The 19,500-nt window shown below is 64.7% G+C and carries 19 protein-coding genes; 8 read left to right on the plus strand and 11 right to left on the minus strand.

Annotated elements, in window-relative coordinates:
• Positions 1-4: 4 nt before the first annotated feature.
• On the plus strand, positions 5-1,297 hold the full coding sequence (locus F8G81_RS15930; protein WP_267275658.1) for a DUF58 domain-containing protein: 1,293 nt from the start codon (positions 5-7) through the stop codon (positions 1,295-1,297).
• A 46-nt stretch (positions 1,298-1,343) separates the two neighbouring features.
• The gene (locus tag F8G81_RS15935; RefSeq protein WP_267275659.1) at positions 1,344-2,057 is read left to right on the plus strand and encodes a DUF4166 domain-containing protein; all 714 of its coding nucleotides are present in this window, start codon (positions 1,344-1,346) and stop codon (positions 2,055-2,057) included.
• Between the two features lie 36 nt (positions 2,058-2,093).
• On the opposite strand, the gene F8G81_RS15940 is transcribed toward F8G81_RS15935, so the two are convergent.
• From F8G81_RS15940 to mnmA, 3 genes are all read right to left on the minus strand, one after another.
• On the minus strand, positions 2,094-3,119 hold the full coding sequence (locus F8G81_RS15940; RefSeq protein WP_267279254.1) for a hypothetical protein: 1,026 nt from the start codon (positions 3,117-3,119) through the stop codon (positions 2,094-2,096).
• 44 nt (positions 3,120-3,163) lie between these two features.
• Entirely contained in the window at positions 3,164-3,625 is a 462-nt protein-coding gene (locus F8G81_RS15945; RefSeq protein ID WP_267275660.1) for a chorismate mutase, read from the minus strand.
• Positions 3,626-3,749: 124 nt separating this feature from the next.
• Positions 3,750-4,880: a tRNA 2-thiouridine(34) synthase MnmA gene (gene mnmA / locus F8G81_RS15950; protein ID WP_267279255.1), complete on the minus strand. Its 1,131-nt coding sequence runs from the start codon at positions 4,878-4,880 to the stop codon at positions 3,750-3,752.
• A 228-nt stretch (positions 4,881-5,108) separates the two neighbouring features.
• Between mnmA and F8G81_RS15955 the strand changes: the two genes are divergently transcribed.
• Entirely contained in the window at positions 5,109-6,359 is a 1,251-nt protein-coding gene (locus tag F8G81_RS15955; protein WP_267275661.1) for an NAD(P)/FAD-dependent oxidoreductase, read from the plus strand.
• Here the strand turns inward: F8G81_RS15955 and F8G81_RS15960 are convergent.
• Positions 6,335-7,567 carry a cysteine desulfurase family protein gene (locus F8G81_RS15960; protein ID WP_267275662.1) on the minus strand — a complete coding sequence of 411 codons (1,233 nt, stop codon included), beginning with the start codon at positions 7,565-7,567 and terminating at the stop codon, positions 6,335-6,337. The two genes, F8G81_RS15955 and F8G81_RS15960, sit on opposite strands and share 25 nt — an antisense overlap.
• Positions 7,568-7,694: 127 nt before the next feature.
• The gene (locus F8G81_RS15965) at positions 7,695-8,330 is read right to left on the minus strand and encodes a helix-turn-helix transcriptional regulator (protein ID WP_267275663.1); all 636 of its coding nucleotides are present in this window, start codon (positions 8,328-8,330) and stop codon (positions 7,695-7,697) included.
• Between the two features lie 114 nt (positions 8,331-8,444).
• Here F8G81_RS15965 and F8G81_RS15970 point away from each other — a divergent pair, with 114 nt between their 5' ends.
• Entirely contained in the window at positions 8,445-8,885 is a 441-nt protein-coding gene (locus F8G81_RS15970; protein WP_267275664.1) for a hypothetical protein, read from the plus strand.
• A gap of 53 nt (positions 8,886-8,938) precedes the next feature.
• Here F8G81_RS15970 and F8G81_RS15975 read toward each other — a convergent pair whose 3' ends face one another.
• Both F8G81_RS15975 and F8G81_RS15980 read right to left on the minus strand, forming a co-directional pair.
• Positions 8,939-9,613, minus strand: a complete 675-nt coding sequence (locus F8G81_RS15975; RefSeq protein ID WP_267275665.1) for a hypothetical protein — start codon at positions 9,611-9,613, stop codon at positions 8,939-8,941.
• 120 nt (positions 9,614-9,733) lie between these two features.
• Entirely contained in the window at positions 9,734-11,098 is a 1,365-nt protein-coding gene (locus F8G81_RS15980; protein ID WP_267275666.1) for an MFS transporter, read from the minus strand.
• Positions 11,099-11,327: 229 nt separating this feature from the next.
• On the opposite strand from F8G81_RS15980, the gene F8G81_RS15985 reads away from it, so the two are divergent.
• From F8G81_RS15985 to F8G81_RS16000, 4 genes are all read left to right on the plus strand, one after another.
• Entirely contained in the window at positions 11,328-12,293 is a 966-nt protein-coding gene (locus F8G81_RS15985; RefSeq protein WP_267275667.1) for a J domain-containing protein, read from the plus strand.
• A gap of 29 nt (positions 12,294-12,322) precedes the next feature.
• Positions 12,323-12,790 carry a tRNA (cytidine(34)-2'-O)-methyltransferase gene (locus tag F8G81_RS15990; protein WP_267275668.1) on the plus strand — a complete coding sequence of 156 codons (468 nt, stop codon included), beginning with the start codon at positions 12,323-12,325 and terminating at the stop codon, positions 12,788-12,790.
• A 236-nt stretch (positions 12,791-13,026) separates the two neighbouring features.
• Entirely contained in the window at positions 13,027-13,635 is a 609-nt protein-coding gene (sigK, locus tag F8G81_RS15995) for an ECF RNA polymerase sigma factor SigK (protein WP_267275669.1), read from the plus strand.
• 1 nt (position 13,636) lies between these two features.
• Complete coding sequence (locus tag F8G81_RS16000) at positions 13,637-14,506, plus strand: anti-sigma factor (protein WP_267275670.1); 870 nt, start codon at positions 13,637-13,639, stop codon at positions 14,504-14,506.
• 66 nt (positions 14,507-14,572) lie between these two features.
• On the opposite strand, the gene F8G81_RS16005 is transcribed toward F8G81_RS16000, so the two are convergent.
• The 4 genes from F8G81_RS16005 to F8G81_RS16020 form a co-directional block, all read right to left on the minus strand.
• Positions 14,573-15,349, minus strand: coding sequence for a PIG-L deacetylase family protein (locus tag F8G81_RS16005; RefSeq protein ID WP_267275671.1), 777 nt, complete (start codon positions 15,347-15,349; stop codon positions 14,573-14,575).
• Positions 15,350-15,351: 2 nt separating this feature from the next.
• Positions 15,352-16,305, minus strand: a complete 954-nt coding sequence (locus F8G81_RS16010) for an electron transfer flavoprotein subunit alpha/FixB family protein (protein ID WP_267275672.1) — start codon at positions 16,303-16,305, stop codon at positions 15,352-15,354.
• A 14-nt stretch (positions 16,306-16,319) separates the two neighbouring features.
• The gene (locus F8G81_RS16015) at positions 16,320-17,120 is read right to left on the minus strand and encodes an electron transfer flavoprotein subunit beta/FixA family protein (RefSeq protein WP_267279256.1); all 801 of its coding nucleotides are present in this window, start codon (positions 17,118-17,120) and stop codon (positions 16,320-16,322) included.
• Positions 17,121-17,379: 259 nt separating this feature from the next.
• Complete coding sequence (locus tag F8G81_RS16020; RefSeq protein ID WP_267275673.1) at positions 17,380-19,245, minus strand: S1C family serine protease; 1,866 nt, start codon at positions 19,243-19,245, stop codon at positions 17,380-17,382.
• Positions 19,246-19,500: the final 255 nt, after the last annotated feature.

Here is a 19,500-nt window from a genome sequence, read left to right on the forward strand (position 1 = left end):
CGGAATGGCGATCTCCGGACGTTTTGTACTCCTGGCGCTGCTTGGCCTGGCGCCGGTGCTTCTGATGCCCGGTTGGGGAACTGTCCTGGCGGTGGTCCTGGTCCTCGCCGCGCTGCTGGCTCTGGAGATTGGCCTGGCCGCTTCTCTCCGCAGCATCGAAATGCAGCGCTCCGAACCGGGAAACGTGGCCCTGCATGGCACGGCGGTATCCAGCCTTACTGTCCGCAATAACGGCCGGCGCCTCCTCCGCGCCAAGGTCCGCGATGCCTGGCAGCCTTCCGCCGGCGCACAGAATCCCGTGCAGGAGATCGACGTTCCGGCCGGCGAAAGCCGCAAGTTGACGGTGCGGCTGCAGCCGGTCCGCCGCGGGGACCTGCGTGCCCCGCACGTAACGTTGCGCTCTCTGGGTCCCCTCCGGCTGGCGGCCCGGCAGCGCACGGTTGAATGTCCGGGCTCCCTCAGGGTCCTTCCGCCGTTCAACTCCCGCCGGCATCTCCCGTCCAAGCTCCGGAAGCTGCGTGAGCTGGACGGCAAGGCGGCCGTGCAGATCCGGGGCGCAGGCACGGAATTCGATTCCCTGCGGGACTACGTCCGCGGAGACGACGTGCGTTCCATTGACTGGAGGGCCACCGCACGCCGCTCGGCCGTCGTCGTCCGCACGTGGCGGCCGGAGCGTGACCGGCGGGTGGTAATCATCCTGGACACCTCCCGGACCTCAGCTGCCCGGATCGAGGACGAGCCACGGCTGGATACCGGGATGGAAGCGGCCCTCTTGCTGGCAGTCCTTGCCGAACGGGGCGGTGACAGGGTGGATTTCCTCGCTTTTGACCGCCGCGCGCGGGCCAGGGCAGGATCGGCCACCACCGGCAATCTCCTGGGCCAGCTGGTGCAGGCCATGGCGCCGCTGGATGCAGAACTGATCGAGCTGGACTGGTCAGGCATCCCGGGCCAGGTCCGCGGGATCTCGGCGCACCGTTCATTGGTGGTTTTGCTGACCTCGCTGGATGGCGGAGCGCCCGAAGAAGGGCTCATTCCCGTGGCTGCACAGCTGGCACAGCAGCACGTGGTGGTGGTGGCGTCCGTCCGGGATCCGCTGCTCGGCCAGATGTTGCGGGAACGGCACAACGCGTCCAGCGTTTTTCGTGCGGCGGCGGCGGAACGCACGCTGCTGGAGCGTGAGGCCGTCACCAGCCAGCTGCGGCACCAAGGGGTGGAGGTGGTGGATGCCGAACCGCATCAGTTGCCGCCGCAATTGGCTGACATGTACATCCGGCTCAAGGCTGCCGGTAGATTGTGAACCCGCGGTCCCTGCCGCTTCCCGTACCGCCCCCAGGAGGACCCGAGTGAACGTTCCCATCTACCAACAGGCCCTGGGCCAGGACTTCGACAGGCTGCAGCCCCAGCTCCAGGACTACTTTTCCCTCGTGCCGGGCTCGGGCCAGTACGGCGTGGGCGAGGGTGTTTTTGACGTGGTGGGCTGCCGGCAGCGCTGGCTGAGACCCCTGTTTCGGCTCACGTCCTCGGAGGAGGCGTTCTTCCCGGAATACGGCGAGGGCATTCCATTCAGGATCGAAAACCACGCGCATCTGGATCCGTTCGGACGCTCCAGCCTGACTGCCAGGCGGGAGATCAGGTTCCCCTCCCGGACCCGCATTTTCCAGGACACCACCAGTGTGGAGCAGGGTGAAGGCGTTCCGCGGCTGGTGGATTATGTGGGCCGCTACCGGCGCGTGGTCACCGACCTTAACCTCAGCGTCACGGCGGAAGGCCGGCTGCGTGGCATCTCGGATGCCTCCCGGCTATTCCTCGGACCCCTGCGCCTGCCGCTGCCGCCGTCGTTGGATGCCAGGGCGTACGCGGAGCAGTGGTGGGACGCCTCGGAGGGGGCCCACGGAAAGCACCGGATCCAGGTTAAAGTCATCCAGCCACAGATCGGGCTGGTTCTGGTTTACGCGGGAAGTTTCGACTACCGGTTGCGCCCGTACTCCGGTGGCAGCTCGGCCCTGAGCTTCCTGCCCCGCTATGCCCAGCCGGACCGCTGGGAGCGCCGTACCTAGAGCGTGTCTCCTTAATCGAAGGCGTGCCTGGCGGATTTAGCCCTGCGCCACCTGGTTCAGCCCGTCAGCCACCTGGGTCAAACGCGTCAGTAGCGCGGTGGCCGTTGACGGTGTCAGACCTGCCAGCCCCGCCGAGGGTGTCACCCGCAACGAGCTGAGTGTCGACGCCGGCAGGCCCAGTTCGTGCCACGGGCGCCAGACCGAGTCCACGGCGTCTGCCACCCTGGGTAGTGTGCCCATGCTGACGTCCACGACGCCCGCCCACAGCCGGGTACCACCTTCCAGGGCTTCGGCGAGCTGCTCCCACTGGCGTGAGGTCAGTGCTTTGAGGGGGACGGCTATGGCGTCAGCGCCGGCAGTAACAATCCGTTCGAAGGGTGCCTCAATTTCGGGAACAGCCACCGCGACTTCAGCGGCCCCTGCTGCACGAAGTGCCTCAATCACCACGCGCCAGGACTCAATGGCTTCCTGTGCACCCACCGCGCGCAGGGTGCGGTAACCGCTTGAGGTCGGAATGGTGCCGGCGAGTACGGCGGCAATATCCGGCTCGTCCACCTGGACCACCAGGCGGGCACCGGGAACTGCCGACGAAACACGTGCCAGGTATGATCCGACCCCCGCGGCCAGTGAGGCGGCCACGTCCCGGCGGGCCCCATAATCGATGAGGGCCCGTTCTCCGTTATGGAGGTGCAGCCCGGCAGCAAGGCTGAGGGGCCCCATGAGCTGCACCTTGATTTCCGCTGACGGCCTTTCCTCGGCACCGGCAACATCCGCCAGGACATTGATGTCCGTCGACAGCGCGGACGCAGCACGCCGGTAGTCCTTGCCGGGGCGGTCAACAAGGCGCCACCCATAAGGTTGGACGTCAACCGCCATCTCCACCAGGAGTGAAGCCGTCCGCCCCACAGCATCGGAACCCACGCCTCGGTCCGGCAGTTCGGCGAGGTAAGGCATATGGGGGCTGCCCAGTTCACCACGGATGATGCGGGTTGCTTCTACGGGGTCTTCCCCCGGCCAGGAGCCCAAGCCGGTGGCAGTTACCTCCGACGGCGGCGCATTCAGATCCTGCGGCAGGGCCCGTTCCGGCTCCTGGCGGCTGTTCACCCTCACGCTACGGCGGAGGCTTGGGGGCCGGGAGACACTGCCGAGCCCTGGGATGCCTGGGACGCGTCCTGTTCTGCGTCCTGCCTCCCCGCGGCGGCCTCATGGTCCTCGGCGATGGCTTCGTGGTGGCGAATGACCTCGCCGATGATGAAGTTCAGGAATTTCTCGGCGAACGCCGGGTCCAGGTGTGCTTCCTCAGCAAGCCGGCGGAGCCTGGCTATTTGCGCGGTTTCACGGCCGGGGTCTCCCGCAGGAAGGCGGTGGGCTGCCTTCAGGAAGCCCACTTTCTGGGTGGCCTTGAACCGTTCGGCCAGGAGGAACACCAAGGTGGCATCGATGTTGTCGATGCTGGAGCGGATGGACAGCAGTTCCGCCATTACCGAATTATCCACCTGGCCTGCCAGCGAACTGGCCCCGGCGTCGTATGGTTCGGTGTCAGGAACGTCATGGTTGTGCTGCGTCATGATCCAAGTCTATGGGCAGGAGGGACGCCCCGCCGGTTCAGTGGCGGGGCGTTGCTCCATACGCATCATGGTTTTTGGACGATGTTACGGGCCGCAAGGTTAAGCCGGCGGTGTCAGCCAGCCGTCAGAGCTCAGCGCGCTGCAAGGAGCGGGCGGCGTCGATGGTTGCCTGTCCCAGCACACGGGTGCCCTGGTAGAGGACCACCGTCTGCCCCGGAGCCACGCCCCGGAGCGGGTTGGTCAGCGTCACCAGCAGCTGGTCCGCCACATCCCCTGTTGGGGCTCCCGAGTCTGCGCCGGACACCATCCGGGCCGTGGCTGGAACGGGGTCCCCGTGAGCACGCACTTGCGCATGGCAGTCGAACTCTCCGCCCGTTTCCACCTCGGCGATGGGCAGCCCGGCCCAGGACACCTTGATCCCGCGGATCTCGTCAATGGCCAGCAGGGCTTCGGGCCCCACCACAACCTTGTTTTCCTTCGGCCGGATTTCCAGCACAAAACGGGGCTTGCCGTCAGAGGCAGGCGTCCCGAGCTTCAGGCCGCGGCGCTGGCCAACAGTAAACGCGTTTGCCCCCGGATGCTCTCCCACTTTCGCCCCGGTTTCATCCACGATGTCACCGGTGGTCATGTCGATCTTCTCGGCAAGCCAGCCGGCGGTGTCTCCGTCCGGGATGAAGCAGATGTCGTGGCTGTCGGGCTTATTGGCTACAGAGAGGCCACGGCGCTCGGCTTCAGCACGAACCTCTGCCTTCGAGGGGGTATCTGCCAACGGGAACATTGAATGCCTGAGCTGTTCGTGGGTGAGCACTCCCAGGACGTAGCTCTGGTCCTTTGCCCAGTCCGCGGCGCGGTGCAGCTCGGGGTTTCCTTCGACGTCGGTGATTACCTTGGCATAGTGGCCCGTGCAGACTGCATCAAATCCGAGTGCAATGGCCTTTTCCAGCAGCGCGGCGAACTTGATCCGCTCGTTGCAGCGCATGCAGGGGTTGGGAGTACGGCCGGCTGCGTACTCGTCAATGAAGTCCTGGACCACGTCTTCCTTGAACCGCTCGGAGAAATCCCAGACATAATAGGGAATTCCCAACACGTCGCAGGCGCGCCAGGCATCCCGTGAATCCTCGATGGTGCAGCAGCCGCGGCTGCCTGTCCGCAGGGTGCCGGGCATCCGTGACAACGCAAGGTGAACGCCGACGACGTCGTGCCCGGCTTCGACGGCACGTGCTGCGGCAACGGCGGAGTCGACGCCACCGCTCATGGCTGCTAGAACTCGCATGCTGGCTTTCTCTAGGAATTTGGGGGTGTTCGCCGGCAGGCTGCTGCCGTTCGGTTCGGCGGCAGGCAGGAATAGCACAATGCCAGCGGCTCCATTCTATCGCCACGCCGAATGCTGCCCAAAAGGCATTGACTGCCCTAACCAATGCTTCTAAAGTCGAGAATATTACTTTTAGAACTCCGGCACGCCACAAGCGGGAATTGAGCGGACATGAAGGAGAACATCGTCATCGTCGGGGCTGGCCTGGCCGGCGCCACGGCCGCACGGACGCTCCGGTCCGAGGGGCACACCGGGCCCGTCATCCTGGTTGGCAGCGAGCGCCACAACCCCTACATCCGCCCGCCACTGTCGAAGGACTACCTGCTGGGTAAGGAAGGCGAAGACAAAGCTGCGGTGGTGCCTCCGGACTGGTACGCGGAGAACGACGTCGACCTGCGCCTCGGCGTGTCAGTCACCGGCATACGTCCGGACGCAGGCACGGTGCAGCTTAACGACGGAACGTCACTGCCGTACCAGTCTCTGCTGCTGGCCACCGGAGCAGTCCCCCGCACCATTCCGCTGCCGGGGAGCGAGTTGTCAGGGGTCACCACGTTCCGCACCCTCGATGACAGCCGCCGGCTGCGGAAGCTCCTGGACCAGGGCGGACAAAACGTGGTGATGATCGGCTCCGGCTGGATAGGCATGGAACTGGCAGCGGCCGCGGCGACATATGGCAACAACGTCACGCTGCTCGGCCTGGAAGACGTTCCGCTGACCGCCGCCATTGGCCTCGAGTTGGGGGGCTTCTTCCGCTCCCTCCACCAAGCCCACGGCGTGAACTTCAGGCTTCCGGCATCAGCCCATGAACTCACGGGCACTGACGGCGCCGTCTCGGCAGTGGTCACCGACAGCGGTGAAGTCCTCCCCGCCGATGTTGTGGTGATTGCAGTGGGGGTTGTACCCGACGTCGGACTCGCGCACACCGCGGGGCTGAAAGTGGAGAACGGCATACTCACCGATGAGTCCCTGCGGACCAGCGTGACCGGCATTTTCGCGGCGGGCGATGTTGCCAACGCCCTGCATCCCTTCACTGGCGAGCACTACCGGAGTGAGCATTGGTCCAATGCCCTGAACGGCGGCAAGGTGGCAGCCCGGGCGATGCTGGGCCTGGATGCGGTCCACAGCGCTATCCCCTATTTCTATACTGACCAGTTCGACGTCAGCATGGAGTACTCGGGATTCCCCGATCTGGCCGCCGGCACGGAACCGGTGATCCGGGGTTCGCTGGAGGCCAAGGAATTCATCGCGTTCTGGCAGCGCGACTCCCGGGTGGTGGCCGGAATGAGCGTTAACTGGCCCCGCACGTCAGGCCCGGCGCAGAAGGTCATCAAGGCCCTCATCACGGGCCGCCTCCAGGTGGCTCCGGAACGGCTGGCGGACGCCTCAGTGGGCTTGGATCAGATGCTGCTGCCGGAGGCGTGACGCGCCACCGTACCTGCCGTCTGGATCGACGATTCGCGCCCGGCCATGCCCGCCTGCTGCGCCCGCTCATAAGCGTTGGGAAGGGCCGCCAGCAGGGCGTCGACATCCGCCGGGGTTGATGCATGGCCAAGGGTGAACCTCTGGGCGCCGCGGGCCGTTTCTTCATCCAAACCCATAGCCAGCAGGACATGGGAGGGCCGTGGAACTCCAGCTGTGCAGGCCGATCCGGTGGACGACTCGACTCCTGCCAGGTCCAGCAGGAACAGCAAAGAATCCCCCTCGCAGCCAGGGAACGTAAAGTGCGCGTTGCCGGGAAGCCGCCCCTCGCCGGGAGCCCCGCGCAGGACCGCCTCCGGAATGTTGGCGCGGACTCCCTCAATCAGGCTGTCCCGCAGTTCGGAGATCCGGGCCGTCTCTGCTGGCAGGTTCGCGGTGACTGTCTGCGCCGCCGCAGCAAAGGGGGCAATGGATGCAGCGTCCAGTGTGCCGGAACGCACATCCCGTTCCTGACCCCCACCGTGTTGCACTGGTGTGAGTTTCACCGCACGTCCCAGCAGCAGGGCACCGACGCCCACGGGGCCGCCAATCTTGTGTCCGGAAATGGACATGGCATCAAGGCCCGAGGCCTTGAAGTCAATGGGCAAGGAACCGAAAGCCTGCACCGCGTCCGAGTGAACAGGCACTCCTGCCGCGTGGGCCAAATCCACGATCCTGTGCACAGGCTGGATGGTGCCCACTTCGTTGTTGGCCCACATGACCGTTACGAGAGCAACAGTTCCTGGATCCCTTGCCAGCTCGGACCTGAGAACCTCCAGGTCCACCACGCCGTCGGCGTCCACAGGCAGCCAGGTGACCACGGCGCCCTCATGGCGCTCCAGCCATTCCACCGTGTCCAGCACCGCGGGGTGTTCGATGGCGGAGCATAGGATGCGGCGCCGGGAGGAATCTTCACCTGACCGGGACCAGAAGAGGCCCTTAACGGCAAGGTTGTCCGCTTCGGTTCCTCCGGAAGTGAAGATGACTTCTGAGGGGTGGGCGCCGGCGGCCGCGGCTATGGTTTCCCGGGCGTCCTCAACGGAACGGCGCGCCCGGCGGCCTGAGCCGTGGAGTGAGGATGGGTTGCCCGTGCGGGCAAGTTCCCGCGTCAGAGCTGCCAGCGCCTCGGCGGAGAGAGGTGTGGTTGCTGCATGATCCAGGTAGACGGGCACCCATCAATTCTAGCCGCGTTCCCGGGTGCGGGTCCCGGGGATCACGTGGCGGAGCCGGCCTTCGCCAGCGGAGGAGAGCGCCAGCAGGTTCAGGCGCCAGCGCTTCGGGCCCAGGCGCCGGCGCAGATCACGGCGGGGTAATCCTGGCGCAGCATTGGCCGGGCACGCTGTTCGCGGTTACGCGTTCCTCTGAATCTCCGCAGCCTGCAGCTGCGCCGGTCAGGAAGGCTCCATTCATGGCACAGACCACCGCGGCATGGCCCTCGGAGAGCCGATGGAACGGGCAGTTGACCAGAACGAAGCCGCCTTCTCCGTCAGGTGCAGGCTGATAGCCCTCCCCCGAGAGGAACTCTTCCAGGCTTGCGCTGCCCTCTGCCATTGACTTGCCCTTGCGGTAGGAAGTGGCCACCAGCGAATCGTGGACGGAGCTCCCGGCCGCGACAGACTCCTCGATGGCGGTGGCCATTAACTCACCGGCGAGGTCGTAGTTGCGGTCCGGGACGAAGGCCCCTACCTCCCTCGCAGCCGTCCGGTACATTTTTGCCGGGCGGCCGGAGCCCGGGCCTGCTTTTCCCGCCGGCTTCTGGAACTCGACAGACAACAGCCCGTCCTGGACCAGCCGGTCCAGATGGAAGGACGCCGTACTTCGGGGCAGGCCGAGGGCAAGTGCGGCTTCATCGCGTCCAACGGCACGGGCGGAGGAGGCCACCAGCTCAAATAACTGCCGGCGTTTGTCGTCGCCCAGCGATGCAACTGCCGCCATGCGGCGCATCCACGAAAGTCTTCGCATCGGAACCCTTCCTCTAAAAACAATTCCCTTGCTTAATTATGGACTCGTTTCTAAAATAGAAAAACCTACTTTTAGAAGGAGTTCATCATGAAAACCAATCCCGCAGCACGGACAGTCAGCCAAACGCCGGCGATGGAACCGGCACGGCAGGCCTTCCTGCTGCTGCGCACAGTTTTCACCGTCGCGCCCATACTTTTTGGGCTGGACAAGTTCACCAACCTCCTGGCCGACTGGACCATGTACCTCGCCCCCGTGGCAACGTCCGTGGTGCCGGTGCCGGCGCAGACTTTCATGTACGCCGTCGGGGTTGTGGAAATCATCGCCGGCATCGCGGTGGCGGTCCGCCCGCGGTTCGGTTCCCTGCTGGTGGCCGCCTGGCTGTTCGGCATCATCGTTAACCTGCTGATCCTGGGCAGCTTCTACGATGTGGCGCTTCGGGACTTCGGTCTGCTCGTTGGAGCATTGGCCCTGAACCGGCTGTCCCCCGCCGGTGCCCGCGGCCGGGGCCGCAAGCTCTGGCGCCGCTGACCCAGCGCGGTGACCCTGGCGCCGGTAACCGCAGGGCTATTACGACGGCGGCATTAATTGGACGGCGGGACGATCAGTAAACGCTGGGCGACCTCCGCACGCGCAGCTGCGAGCGCAGCGGCGTTGGGGCACGAGACCGAAAGGTAGATTGAGGAACCGGCAGTGCCGAAGAGCCTTGCCATGATGGCTGTGGCTTTCCCCCCGGGAGGTGCTGGCTGCTCAAAGGCCAGCACCTCCACCTTGGGTCCAGGTTTGTCCGGCGCACCACCCCAGCGGAGGGTTTCCGTCTTGAGGTATTCGGGCAGGATGGTCGGATCCAGGTATTCGAAAAGGCCAGCGGTGGACGCCCGGTCATCCGCCAGGACCAGCGGCGACTGGTCCATACGGACCTTGGCCGCCACCAGGCAGCCGTCGGCCTTAAGGTACTGGCTCTCACCGCCCACGTTTTCCTTAACCAGCGTCCAGCCCGGCGCCTCCTTGAGTCCGTCCGAGATCCCCACCGGGACCCCCTTCGCCAGGGAGCTGCCCGCAGCAAACGTCATGTCCTTGGCCGCCACCGCTGCCGCGTCATGGCCAGGAGTGATGGTGGGAGTGGCCAGGACCGGCGTCGTCTGCCCTATTTTCGGGGCGGCAGGATCGGGGACGTCAATGCTGCACCCCGCCAATGCTGCTGCCGAAAACAGCGAACCAACCACCACCAAAGCTGCAGACCGTGCCTTCACTTCCACCCCAATACTCCTGCTCCCCCGTGGCCGTACGACGGCCGTCATCATCAAAGAGTCTAGGCGCCAGCAGGACCTGCCTAAGTCAACACCTTAAGAACCTTGTACGCTGTGGCAACGGTCACTTCAGCCGCTGTTCGACGTCGTTCCCGGGAACGCCGCATTCGACGAGCGCATGCGGCTGATCCAGATCGAGGTCGCCAGTGCCAGAACCACAACAAAGGTCCATGCCACGGCGGTGCCCTGGATGGGGCCGAAGGTAAGCGTGGAGGCTACGAGGACGAGCGCGGCAACACCAACTGCAGTGCCAAGTTGGGCACTGGTGTTGAGTATCCCTGAAGCGCTTCCCTCAAGATAGGCGGGGACGGAGGTTCCTATGCCGGTGCCGGCAACGGACGATATCCCCAGGCCAACCCCGGAAATGGCGGCTCCTGTCACGATTCCCCACCAGGTTCCATAACTAAGGACGAGAAACGCGCTTCCCATGGCGATGATGAGGAGACCCACTCCTGCCAGGCGACGGGCAGGTAACCGGTCCGCCAAAGGTTTGGAAATGCTGGATCCGACGATGACAGCGAGGCTGAAGGAAATAAGCGCCAGACCGGCTTGAACGGGGGTGGCTCCCAGCTGCTTTTGAAGGACCAGCGTTGCCAGGACCGTTATGGAGCTGGTTGTGGCCGTGTTAACAAAGGAAATGACTGTTCCCGCGCGAAGGTTCGATGAGGTAGCGGCTTCCCTTGGAATCAAGGGATCAGCTCCTCGACGCTGTTGGAAGTAAAACCCGGCCCCCAGCAGGGAGCCGAGCAGAACAAGGCCGGCACCGGCAAGACGAAGGTTGGGGGTCTCAGCCAATGAGCCACCGGCGACCACACTCATAGTGCAGATGGTAAGCAGTGCCGCTCCAACGACGTCGAGACGCTGGCCGCGCTTGTCCGGAGCCAATACGGGCACAACTGCCAAGATGCCAACGGCCAGGATGATTCCGATCGGCATATTCACCCAGAACAGCGCAGGCCATCCCCAGACTTGGGCCAGTACGCCGCCGACTAGGAAACCAGCTGCCCCGGCCGCGGCCCCGGATGCACTCCAAAGGGCCAGCGCCGACCGGCGGGAGCGTTCATCGCCTGAGACGTTGAGAAGCAACCGCAACGCAGAGGGAACCGAAAAGGCAGCAGCGGCGCCTTGAAGTGACCGGGCCGCGAGGAGTTGAACAATGTCCACGGACGTCGCACCGAGCACGGAAACCAGGGAGAACATAACTACCCCGATCAGGAGCATCCTGCGGTGCCCGTGCCGGTCCCCAAGGCGAGATCCCAAAACCAGAAGTCCGCCGAAGAACATTGCGTAAACAGTCACGATAAGCCCAGCAGCAGACTCAGGGGCATTGAGCCCGTCCAGGATGGAAGGGATCGCTGTCGTCGTGCTCGTTACGCCGAGCACGTCAACGAACTGAACAAGGCAGAGGATGAACACTGCCAACCCGCGGCGCATGGCTTTAATCTATCGAGGCAGGTCCCAACGGACAGGCAGGTCTGCTAGCCCATCACGGCGGCCATGCCCTCTCATTCCAAGGAGCAGGACGCAAAAACCTCAGCACGTGGCGCTCCGTGTGCCCATGGGAACCACCAGTGCCTGCACAGTCGTTGTCTGGGCAGGCCGTTAAACTTGGCTCACCGGGCTGCCTGAAGTGGACTGGCCAGATCAACAAAAGGATGAGTGCTTGACCGAGAGCAGCAGCTCCCACTACCAGGTGCTCCGCGTCGCCGTGACAGCCACCGACAAGGAGATCAAGGTGGCCTACCGCCGGGCCGCCCGCAAGGCCCATCCCGATCATGGTGGCGACGCCGCTGCCTTCCGTCGGGTGACTGCAGCATATGAAACACTTATCGACCCCAAACGCAGAAGCGCTTACGACCGCTCCTATGCCGCGGGAACAGCCGGCAACGGTTCCGGCGGCGAGGGTACTGGAGCGCACTTTGACGCGCCGGCCGCGGGCAGTCATGCCTCGGCCACCGTCCACCGTCCCAATACTCCGCGCAACACCGCTGGTGACGCACCTGTTTACGTCCCGCCCTTTGACCCTGCGGCGTTTGATGCAGCCGGAACCGTCCCGCTGATACCCCTCAGCCAGGCAAGCCAGCAGGTGCATGGGATTCCGCGAAAGCGGGGAATTTTTGGGGCGGAGGCACGGATCCAGCGTGAGATGCGTACCGTGCAGCTCATCAGCCGGCAGGTTCTGCCCGCAATTCCAGCGGCCCGCCTGATCAACGGGCTGCAGTCACCGGCGGACAACAGCCACATCGACCACGCCCTCCTTTCCGGCTACCGGCTCGCCATCATCGGTTCCATGCTCCTGCCAAAGGGCGCCTACGCCTGGGACGGGCAGGCCCTGCACCACGGCGGACGCTCCATCGCCCCGCCGCAGATGGCCCATGTAGTGCGCGCCATGCAGGAGATCTTTCCGGAGTTGAACGTCACCGGCTGGACAGTCATCCACAGCCCCGACGGGAACCTGCATGAGCCCGTCATCGATCGCCATCGGCGATCCGGCAGCAGCCATGAGATCGTCCAGGTGGTCAACGCAGCCGGACTGGTCCGCGGCCTCAAGCAGTTCCTGTCCTCTGGCCCCGCACCGAACACTGTGAACGTGCCCGTATTGGCACGGCTTTTGCGGGGCATGCACTGACTGCCTGAGCTGTTGATTAGGATTGGACGGTGTTCCGTATCCTCTTCCATGCGCCCGAAATCCCCGGCAACACCGGCAACGCCATCCGGCTGGCAGCCATCACCGGCGCCGAACTCCATCTGGTGGAACCCCTTGGCTTTGATTTTTCAGATGCCAAACTCCGCCGGGCGGGTCTGGACTACCACGACCTTGCCGTGGTCACCGTCCACAAAACCATCGAGGATGCCTGGCGGCACCTCGACCCGGAGCGGGTGTACGCGTTTACGTCTGACGGGCAGGCGAGCTACACGGACATCGAATACCGTCCCGGCGACGTCCTCATGTTCGGCCAGGAGTCCGTGGGGCTCCCGGAGCACCTCAAGCGCGATCCTCATGTCACCGCTACAGTCCGGCTCCCGATGCTTCCGTCACTGCGGTCGCTGAATCTTGCCAATGCCGCTTCCATTGCGGTCTACGAAGCCTGGCGCCAGCAGGGGTTCGCCGGCGCGCAGACCTGAGGTCAGGCCGGCCGGCCGTGCCCACCGCAGGCCGGCCGGGAATTTCCTGGCGTCACCCATCCGGTCCTGCCTCAGTGCCGAATCCCTCTTGAGAACATTCCACGGTCGGCGAGGAGCGGCAGGTGACCCCACTGGAGGCGGGACGGGGCACAGGCCCCCGGGGATTTACAGGTGCAGGCGGCGATACCGGTGAACGCGCCAAAGCGTCGCCGCCTGGAGACCTATGCTTGTTAGTGATGGAAACTCCCAACGCGCCAAACTACGAGGCTCCGGCCGCCGTCACCGAATCAGCGGCTGACGTCAGCCAGCGCCTCGCCGGGCTGATCGGGCGCATCGCCGAGGGAGACCAGCAGGCGTTCGCTGAGTTCTACCGGCTCACGTCACGCCGGGTCTTCGGTATGGCCCGGCGGGTCCTGATCGACGCCGAACTCAGCGAGGACACCACCCAGGAGGTCTTCATCCAGGTCTGGCAAAACGCCGCAAAGTTCAATGCGGAGGCAGGCAGTCCGCTCTCGTGGCTGATGACCATTGCGCACAGGCGGGCTGTGGATAAAGTACGCTCGTCGCAGTCGGCTACAGACCGGGAGGCCCGGTATGGTGCCAGTACGCAGGACATCGATCACGACTCAGTCTCTGATGAAGTGGGCAGCAAACTCGAAGCTGAGGCTGTGGTCCGGTGCCTGGAAACGCTTACCGATACCCAGCAGGAGTCCGTTCGGCTTGCCTACTACGGCGGCCTCACCTACCGGGAGGTCGCGGAACGGCTGAACGCCGCAGTGCCTACCATCAAGTCCCGCATCCGCGATGGACTGATCCGCTTGAAGACATGTCTGGGGGTGAGTTGAGATGACAGAAATGAACAATCACGACGGCGCCCGGCGCCCCGGCTCTTTCGGGGACACCGTTGCCACTGACCTGGCCTCGGGCCGGGCGGTGGATTTGGCCGAGTTGTATGCGCTGGATGCCTTGACCCAGGACGAACGCTCAGCCATTGAGCAGTACATCGACGCCGCACCCGAGCAGGAGCGCAACGCCTTCCAGGAACGGGTCCGCCAAACCAGGGAAGCCCTGGCGGTCACCTTTACGGCCGAGGAAGAGCCTCCCGCTGACCTCTTCTCACGCATCGTTTCGCAGTTGCCGGCCCAGCAACAGCCGCCGCAAGCTCCGGCTCCTGTTGACCTTAGTGCTGCGCCGCTGCCCGCAGTGGCCGACGGCTCCATGGCCAGCGACGAACTGTCCGCGGCCAGGCAACGCCGGGAAGAACGACGCCGGATGGCCGGGCCACGCCGCTGGCTTGCGGGCATTGCCGCCGCGGCGTTCCTGGCGCTGGGCGGGGTGGGCGTCGGTGCGTACATTGCCGACCAAAATGATCCGCTGAACCAGGTGGTCCGGGCTGAAGATGTCCGCGAAGCCTCCGTTGACGTCTCCGGCGGCGGGACGGCCACACTGTTGATCTCGTCCTCGAAGGATGCAGCTGTAGTCAAGATGAACGGTGTACCGGCGCCTCCGGCAGGCAAGGTGTACCAGATGTGGCTGATTCCCAAAGACGGCTCCGCACCCGTCTCTCAAGGCCTGATGGACGAAGAGGCACTGTCCAAGCCGGCAGTCGTGAAGGGAATCGCGTCCGCCACGGCACTGGGCATCACGGTGGAACCCGCCGGCGGCTCCGGCGTCCCCACCTCCCCCACAGTGGCCACTGCTGAGCTGGGCGCCTGACACCTGTGCGGTGCGTAGCCACCTCAAAGCCATGAACAGGCTCACGGCTCATCGCTGGCTCCCTAATTAGAAGCCGGCGATGGTCCCCGGACCGTTGACCGCAACGACGTGGAAGGCCTCAGCGCTTCGGCCCTCGGGCAGGCCCGCGCGCTTTGCACCGGCGATCATTCCGTCTTTGACTGCCGCTTCCATGGCAGCAACGTCCGGGTGCTGGCTGACGTGCACGTGGATGGCCTCAAGCTTGCTGCCCACGTGGTCCGTGACGTCAACAAAGTGGTTTTCACGCTCCTCCGGCCCTGCATACAGCCACAGCCAGGGCAACTTGTAGGCCGCCAGCCCGCTTTCGGCAAGCTCTGGATAGGCGAAAGGGTTCTCCACGGCGGGGTAGACGGCACGGGTCACGGCCTCCCCCACCGCCAGGTGGTCCGGGTGGCTCTTTTGGATCCGTTTCCAGTTCCGCTCGGGGTGCATGGACAGCACAACGTCCGGCCGGATTTCGCGGATCAGCTTCACAACTCCACGCATCACCTGGTGGTTCGGCTCCAGGTACCCGTCGCGTTCGTGCAAATAGTGGATGTCCGTTACACCCACCAGTGCTGCGGCGCGCTCCTGTTCGGCAGCCCTCATGGCGATGATCCTGGCCCGGTGGGCAGGGTCGAAGCCACCGGCATCGCCGTCGGTCATGATGCAGTAGCTGACCTGTACACCGGCCGACGTCCAGGCAGCGATGGTGCCGGCGGCGCCGAAGTCGATGTCGTCAGGATGGGCCGCGAAACAGAGCACCCGCTCAATCCGGTGAATTGCCGGATTGAACGGGCTCTGCGAAACAGTGAGATCAGGCAAGGTCAGCCTTTTCGCCGCTTGATCTCTTCCGTGGCCTGGGGAAGGACGTCAAACAAATCCCCGATGATGCCAAAATCGGCGATCTCGAAGACCGGTGATTCTGCATCCTTGTTCACAGCCACGATAACCTTGGCCGTCTGCATGCCGGCCTTCTGCTGGATCGCCCCCGAAATGCCGGCGGAAATGTAGAGCTGGGGGGAAACGGTCTTGCCCGTCTGTCCCACCTGGGCGTCATGGCTGATCCAGCCGGCATCGGTGGCGGCACGGGAAGCTCCCACGGCAGCGCCCAAGGCGTCGGCCAGCTGTTCCACAGGGCCAAAATCGCCGTCCAGGCCACGTCCGCCGGCCACGACGATCCGTGCATCGGTCAGGTCCGGGCGGCCGCTGGCAACCTTCTGCCGGCGTTCCGTAACGCGGGCCGCGGCGGCGGTGCTGTCAGCCGGGACCTCAACGATGACGGTTTCCGGGGCACTGGGAACAGCAGAGGGTTCCGGCGTCACATTGTTGGCTTTCACCGTCAGCACTGACACGGCGGTGGTGGCCTTCGCTGCTGTGTTGTAGGAGCCTGCCAGCACGGATTTGTGGGCTGTCCCATCGGCGTCAACTGCCACGACATCGGTGATGACGCCTGCGTTCAGCCGGACTCCCAGGCGTGCGGCAATTTCCTTGCCCTCCGGCGAGTTGTCCAGGAGGACGGTGCCGGCACCCGTTTCAGCGGCTGCGGCCGCGAGGTAGGCAGCCTTCGGAGCCACGAGGTAATCGTCCAGGTCCTGGGCGGACGGCCGGAGAATTTTGCCGGCCCCATACTCGGCGAGCGTGGCGGCGACGCCATCGTGCAGTTCGCCGTTCAACGCGACGGCTGTCTCGCCGAGGGACCGGCCGAGCGTCAGGAGTTCCAGGTTGCTCTTCTTCAGGGCATCGCCCGGGTTGTCAATGAATACAAGTACGTTTGCCATGTCTGTGATCCCTCTTAGAGCAGCTTCTGGGCGGCCAGGAAGTCGACGAGCTTGATGCCGGCGTCGCCCTCGTCCGTGATGATGGTTCCTGCGGTGCGCGGCGGGCGTTCCTCCGCTGACGTCACTCTGGTCCATGACCCGGCGTGGCCCACCTGCGCGGGATCGACCCCGATGTCAGACAGGGAGAGGGTGGTGATGGTCTTGCGCTTGGCGGCGATGATGCCCTTGAAGTTGGGGTAGCGGGGCTCGTTGATCTGGTCGGTTACGGACACCACGGCAGGCAGCGGCGCCTCCACGGTCTCGGAGTAAGTATCGGCGTCGCGGCGGGCGGTGAGCCGGCCGCCGTCGACCTCGAGGGAAGATGCGAAGGTCACCTGCGGAAGGCCCAGGCGTTCTGCCAGCTGTGCGGGCACCAGCGATGTTTCGCCGTCGGTGGAAGCCATCCCCGTGAGGACAAGGTCAACGGGTGCATCAGCGCCCAGGTGGCGGATCGCGGCGGCGATCGCCAGCGATGTGGCGGCCGCGTCCGAGCCGGCGAGCGCGTCGTCTGTGAGGTGCACGCCTTCGGTGGCGCCCATCTGCAGCGACTTCTTCACCGCGTTCACTGCCCCCGACGGTCCCATGCTGAGGGCGATGACCTGGTTGCCGGCTTTGCTTCCGCCGCGGGCTTCGGCCAGCTGCAGTGCGGCCTCCAGGGCGTACTCGTCCAGCTCCGACAGGATACTTTCGCTGCGGTCCGTGGTGTAGCCCTCCCCGTTGAGGTGACGGTCAAACTGGGCGTCCGGTACATGCTTGACCAGGACGATGATCTTCAATGTCTTCTCCACTGTATTTACAGCAGCCTTCCATGCTTGTGGATAGCCAGCCGGGTGAGGTCATGGCCGCGGAACGCCCGGGGTACGGGTAGCTCCTAGCTAACCATATAGGCGCGCCCCGGCGCCGCCTGCGTTAACGCCTGTGTCAGGCGCCAGCCGCCCGGCAGGCCACCACGCACACACGACGACGGCGGAGGCACCGTTTCGGGTGGCCTCCGCCGTCGTCGGAACTTCCTTCTTGTGGGGTTCCGTTCCGCTGTTACTGCTCGGCTGCTGTACCCAGCGTGACGTCCAGCGTCTGTTCCTGGCCGTTCCGGAGGATGGTGATTTTCACCTTGGCGCCGGCTGCCTGCTCGCGCACGGCTGCGGTCAACTGGTTGGGGTCGCTGATGGCCAGATCATTGAACTTGGTGACCACGTCCCCCACTTTGATCCCCGCGTTGGCTGCCGGAGAACCGGCTTCCACGGTCGCCACATCTGCCCCCACCGAGAAACCCGAAGCGGAGCCGGACGAGGACTTGTCCTTAACGCTGACGCCCAGCTGGCCATGCGAGGCCTTGCCTGTATCGATGATCTCCTGGGCAACCCGCTTGGCGTGGTTGATCGGGATGCTGAAGCCTACTCCGATGTTGCCGCTTGTGGACGACGCTGAAGAGTCCGAACCCGCTGATGCGATGGCCACGTTCACGCCGATGATCTCGCCCTTGCTGTTGACCAGGGCGCCGCCGGAGTTGCCGGGATTGATTGCCGCGTCAGTCTGGATGACGTTGATGGAGATGGATCCCTGGCCTGGCGTAGCCTGGCCCTGGCCTCCGTCCGGGGGCGCGAACTGGAATCCGCCCTCGTCGTCGCTCTGGGAATCGTCACCGTTTTTCGGCGCTGCGGAAGATGCGACGCTGATGGTCCGGTTAAGCGTGGACACAATGCCGTCAGTCACAGTCCCGGTGAGACCCAGCGGCGAACCGATGGCGATCGCCGTGTCTCCAACATTGAGCTTGGAGGAATCTCCCAGGGTGGCAGCGGTGAGGCCCGAGGGGTCGTCAACCTTGATGACCGCGAGGTCGGACAGCGGGTCTGTCCCGACCAGCTTGGCGCTGAGGACCCTGCCGTCGCTGGTGCGGACCTCCAGGGCCGCATCAGCGGTCTGTCCGTCCAGTGTGACCACATGGGTGTTCGTCAGAATGTGGCCCTCATCATCAAGGATGATGCCCGATCCGGTACCGCCTGCACTGCCGCTGGTGGCGCTGATGGTCACCACGCTGGGAGTAGCCTTCAGGGCGGCCGCAGTGATGGCGTTGACGTCGTCCCTGTTGTTCACGATGACCGGTGCGGCCTGGCTGCTGTTGCTCGCTCCCGACGAGGAGCCCGGATTGAAGAAACTGCTTGTCCCGACAGTGGCTACACCACCACCCACCAGCCCTGCCGCCAGGATGCTGGCAACCAGGGTGCCAACGCCGAAGCTGGCCTTCCTGCGCGGCGCGTTGGCAGGATTATGCGCGGCAGCGATGCCGCCCGGGCCGCCGGCAAACCCGCCGGGTGCGGCCGAGTGCGCGGCATGCTGGGCGTACTGCTGGCCCGCATGGTACTGACCCGCATGCTGCTGGACGTGCTGCTGGACGTAAGGCTGTTGACCCGTGTTCTGTTCGCCCTGGCTGTGCTGGCCGTAATTCGGCTGCCCGGCGGGCTGCTCACCCGGGTTGGGCTGGCTGGGGTTCGGTTGGCCAGGGTTCTGTTGCCCATAGAACGGCTGACGGGGAGGGTACTGAGGCTGGGGGGCAGAGGCCAGCGGCTGAGTGGAGTTCCAGCCGTCCTGCGGGCGGTCAAGCCTCTCCGTCGAGTCAGTGTGCGTCGAATTGCTGTGCCTGTCCAGAGCCGTAGGAGTTTCCTCAAGAGGCTGGTTCCCGCCGGAGTGCACCGCCGGGTCCTGCAGCTTGGGCCCGTTGTCTGCCGCGCTGCCCGGAGTGGGATCAGTCAGGGTGGGATCTTTCAAGTTTGGTTCAGTCAAGGTTGGTTCAGTCAACGGCCCAGCGTTGTTCCCGTCCCGGGCCTCCGGCTGCTCCGGTGCGTCGTGCCTGCCCGGATTCCGGTTCTCAGGCGCTGCACCCGGTGTTGGGTTCTCAGTCATTGGACTTCCTTTCATCCTCGTCTGTATTAACTATGTACCCCCCGGCTGGAACTAGGTCGGACGTTTGCTGGGAGCTTCCTGAACGACGATTTTCGAGCGGCACGGGAGGCGGACCGGGAGCTTTAGAGGCCGCCGGGAGGCTTTTCGCTGCTGGCATATTCGGCGCTGTGGACGGTCCAATAGGTGCACCATAGAATCAAAAGGAAATGCCACAGCGACCTGCGGCTTTACACCACGCGTGGGGGCGCTGTGCAT

Source organism: Arthrobacter sp. CDRTa11, assembly GCF_026427775.1.
Taxonomy (GTDB): domain Bacteria; phylum Actinomycetota; class Actinomycetes; order Actinomycetales; family Micrococcaceae; genus Arthrobacter.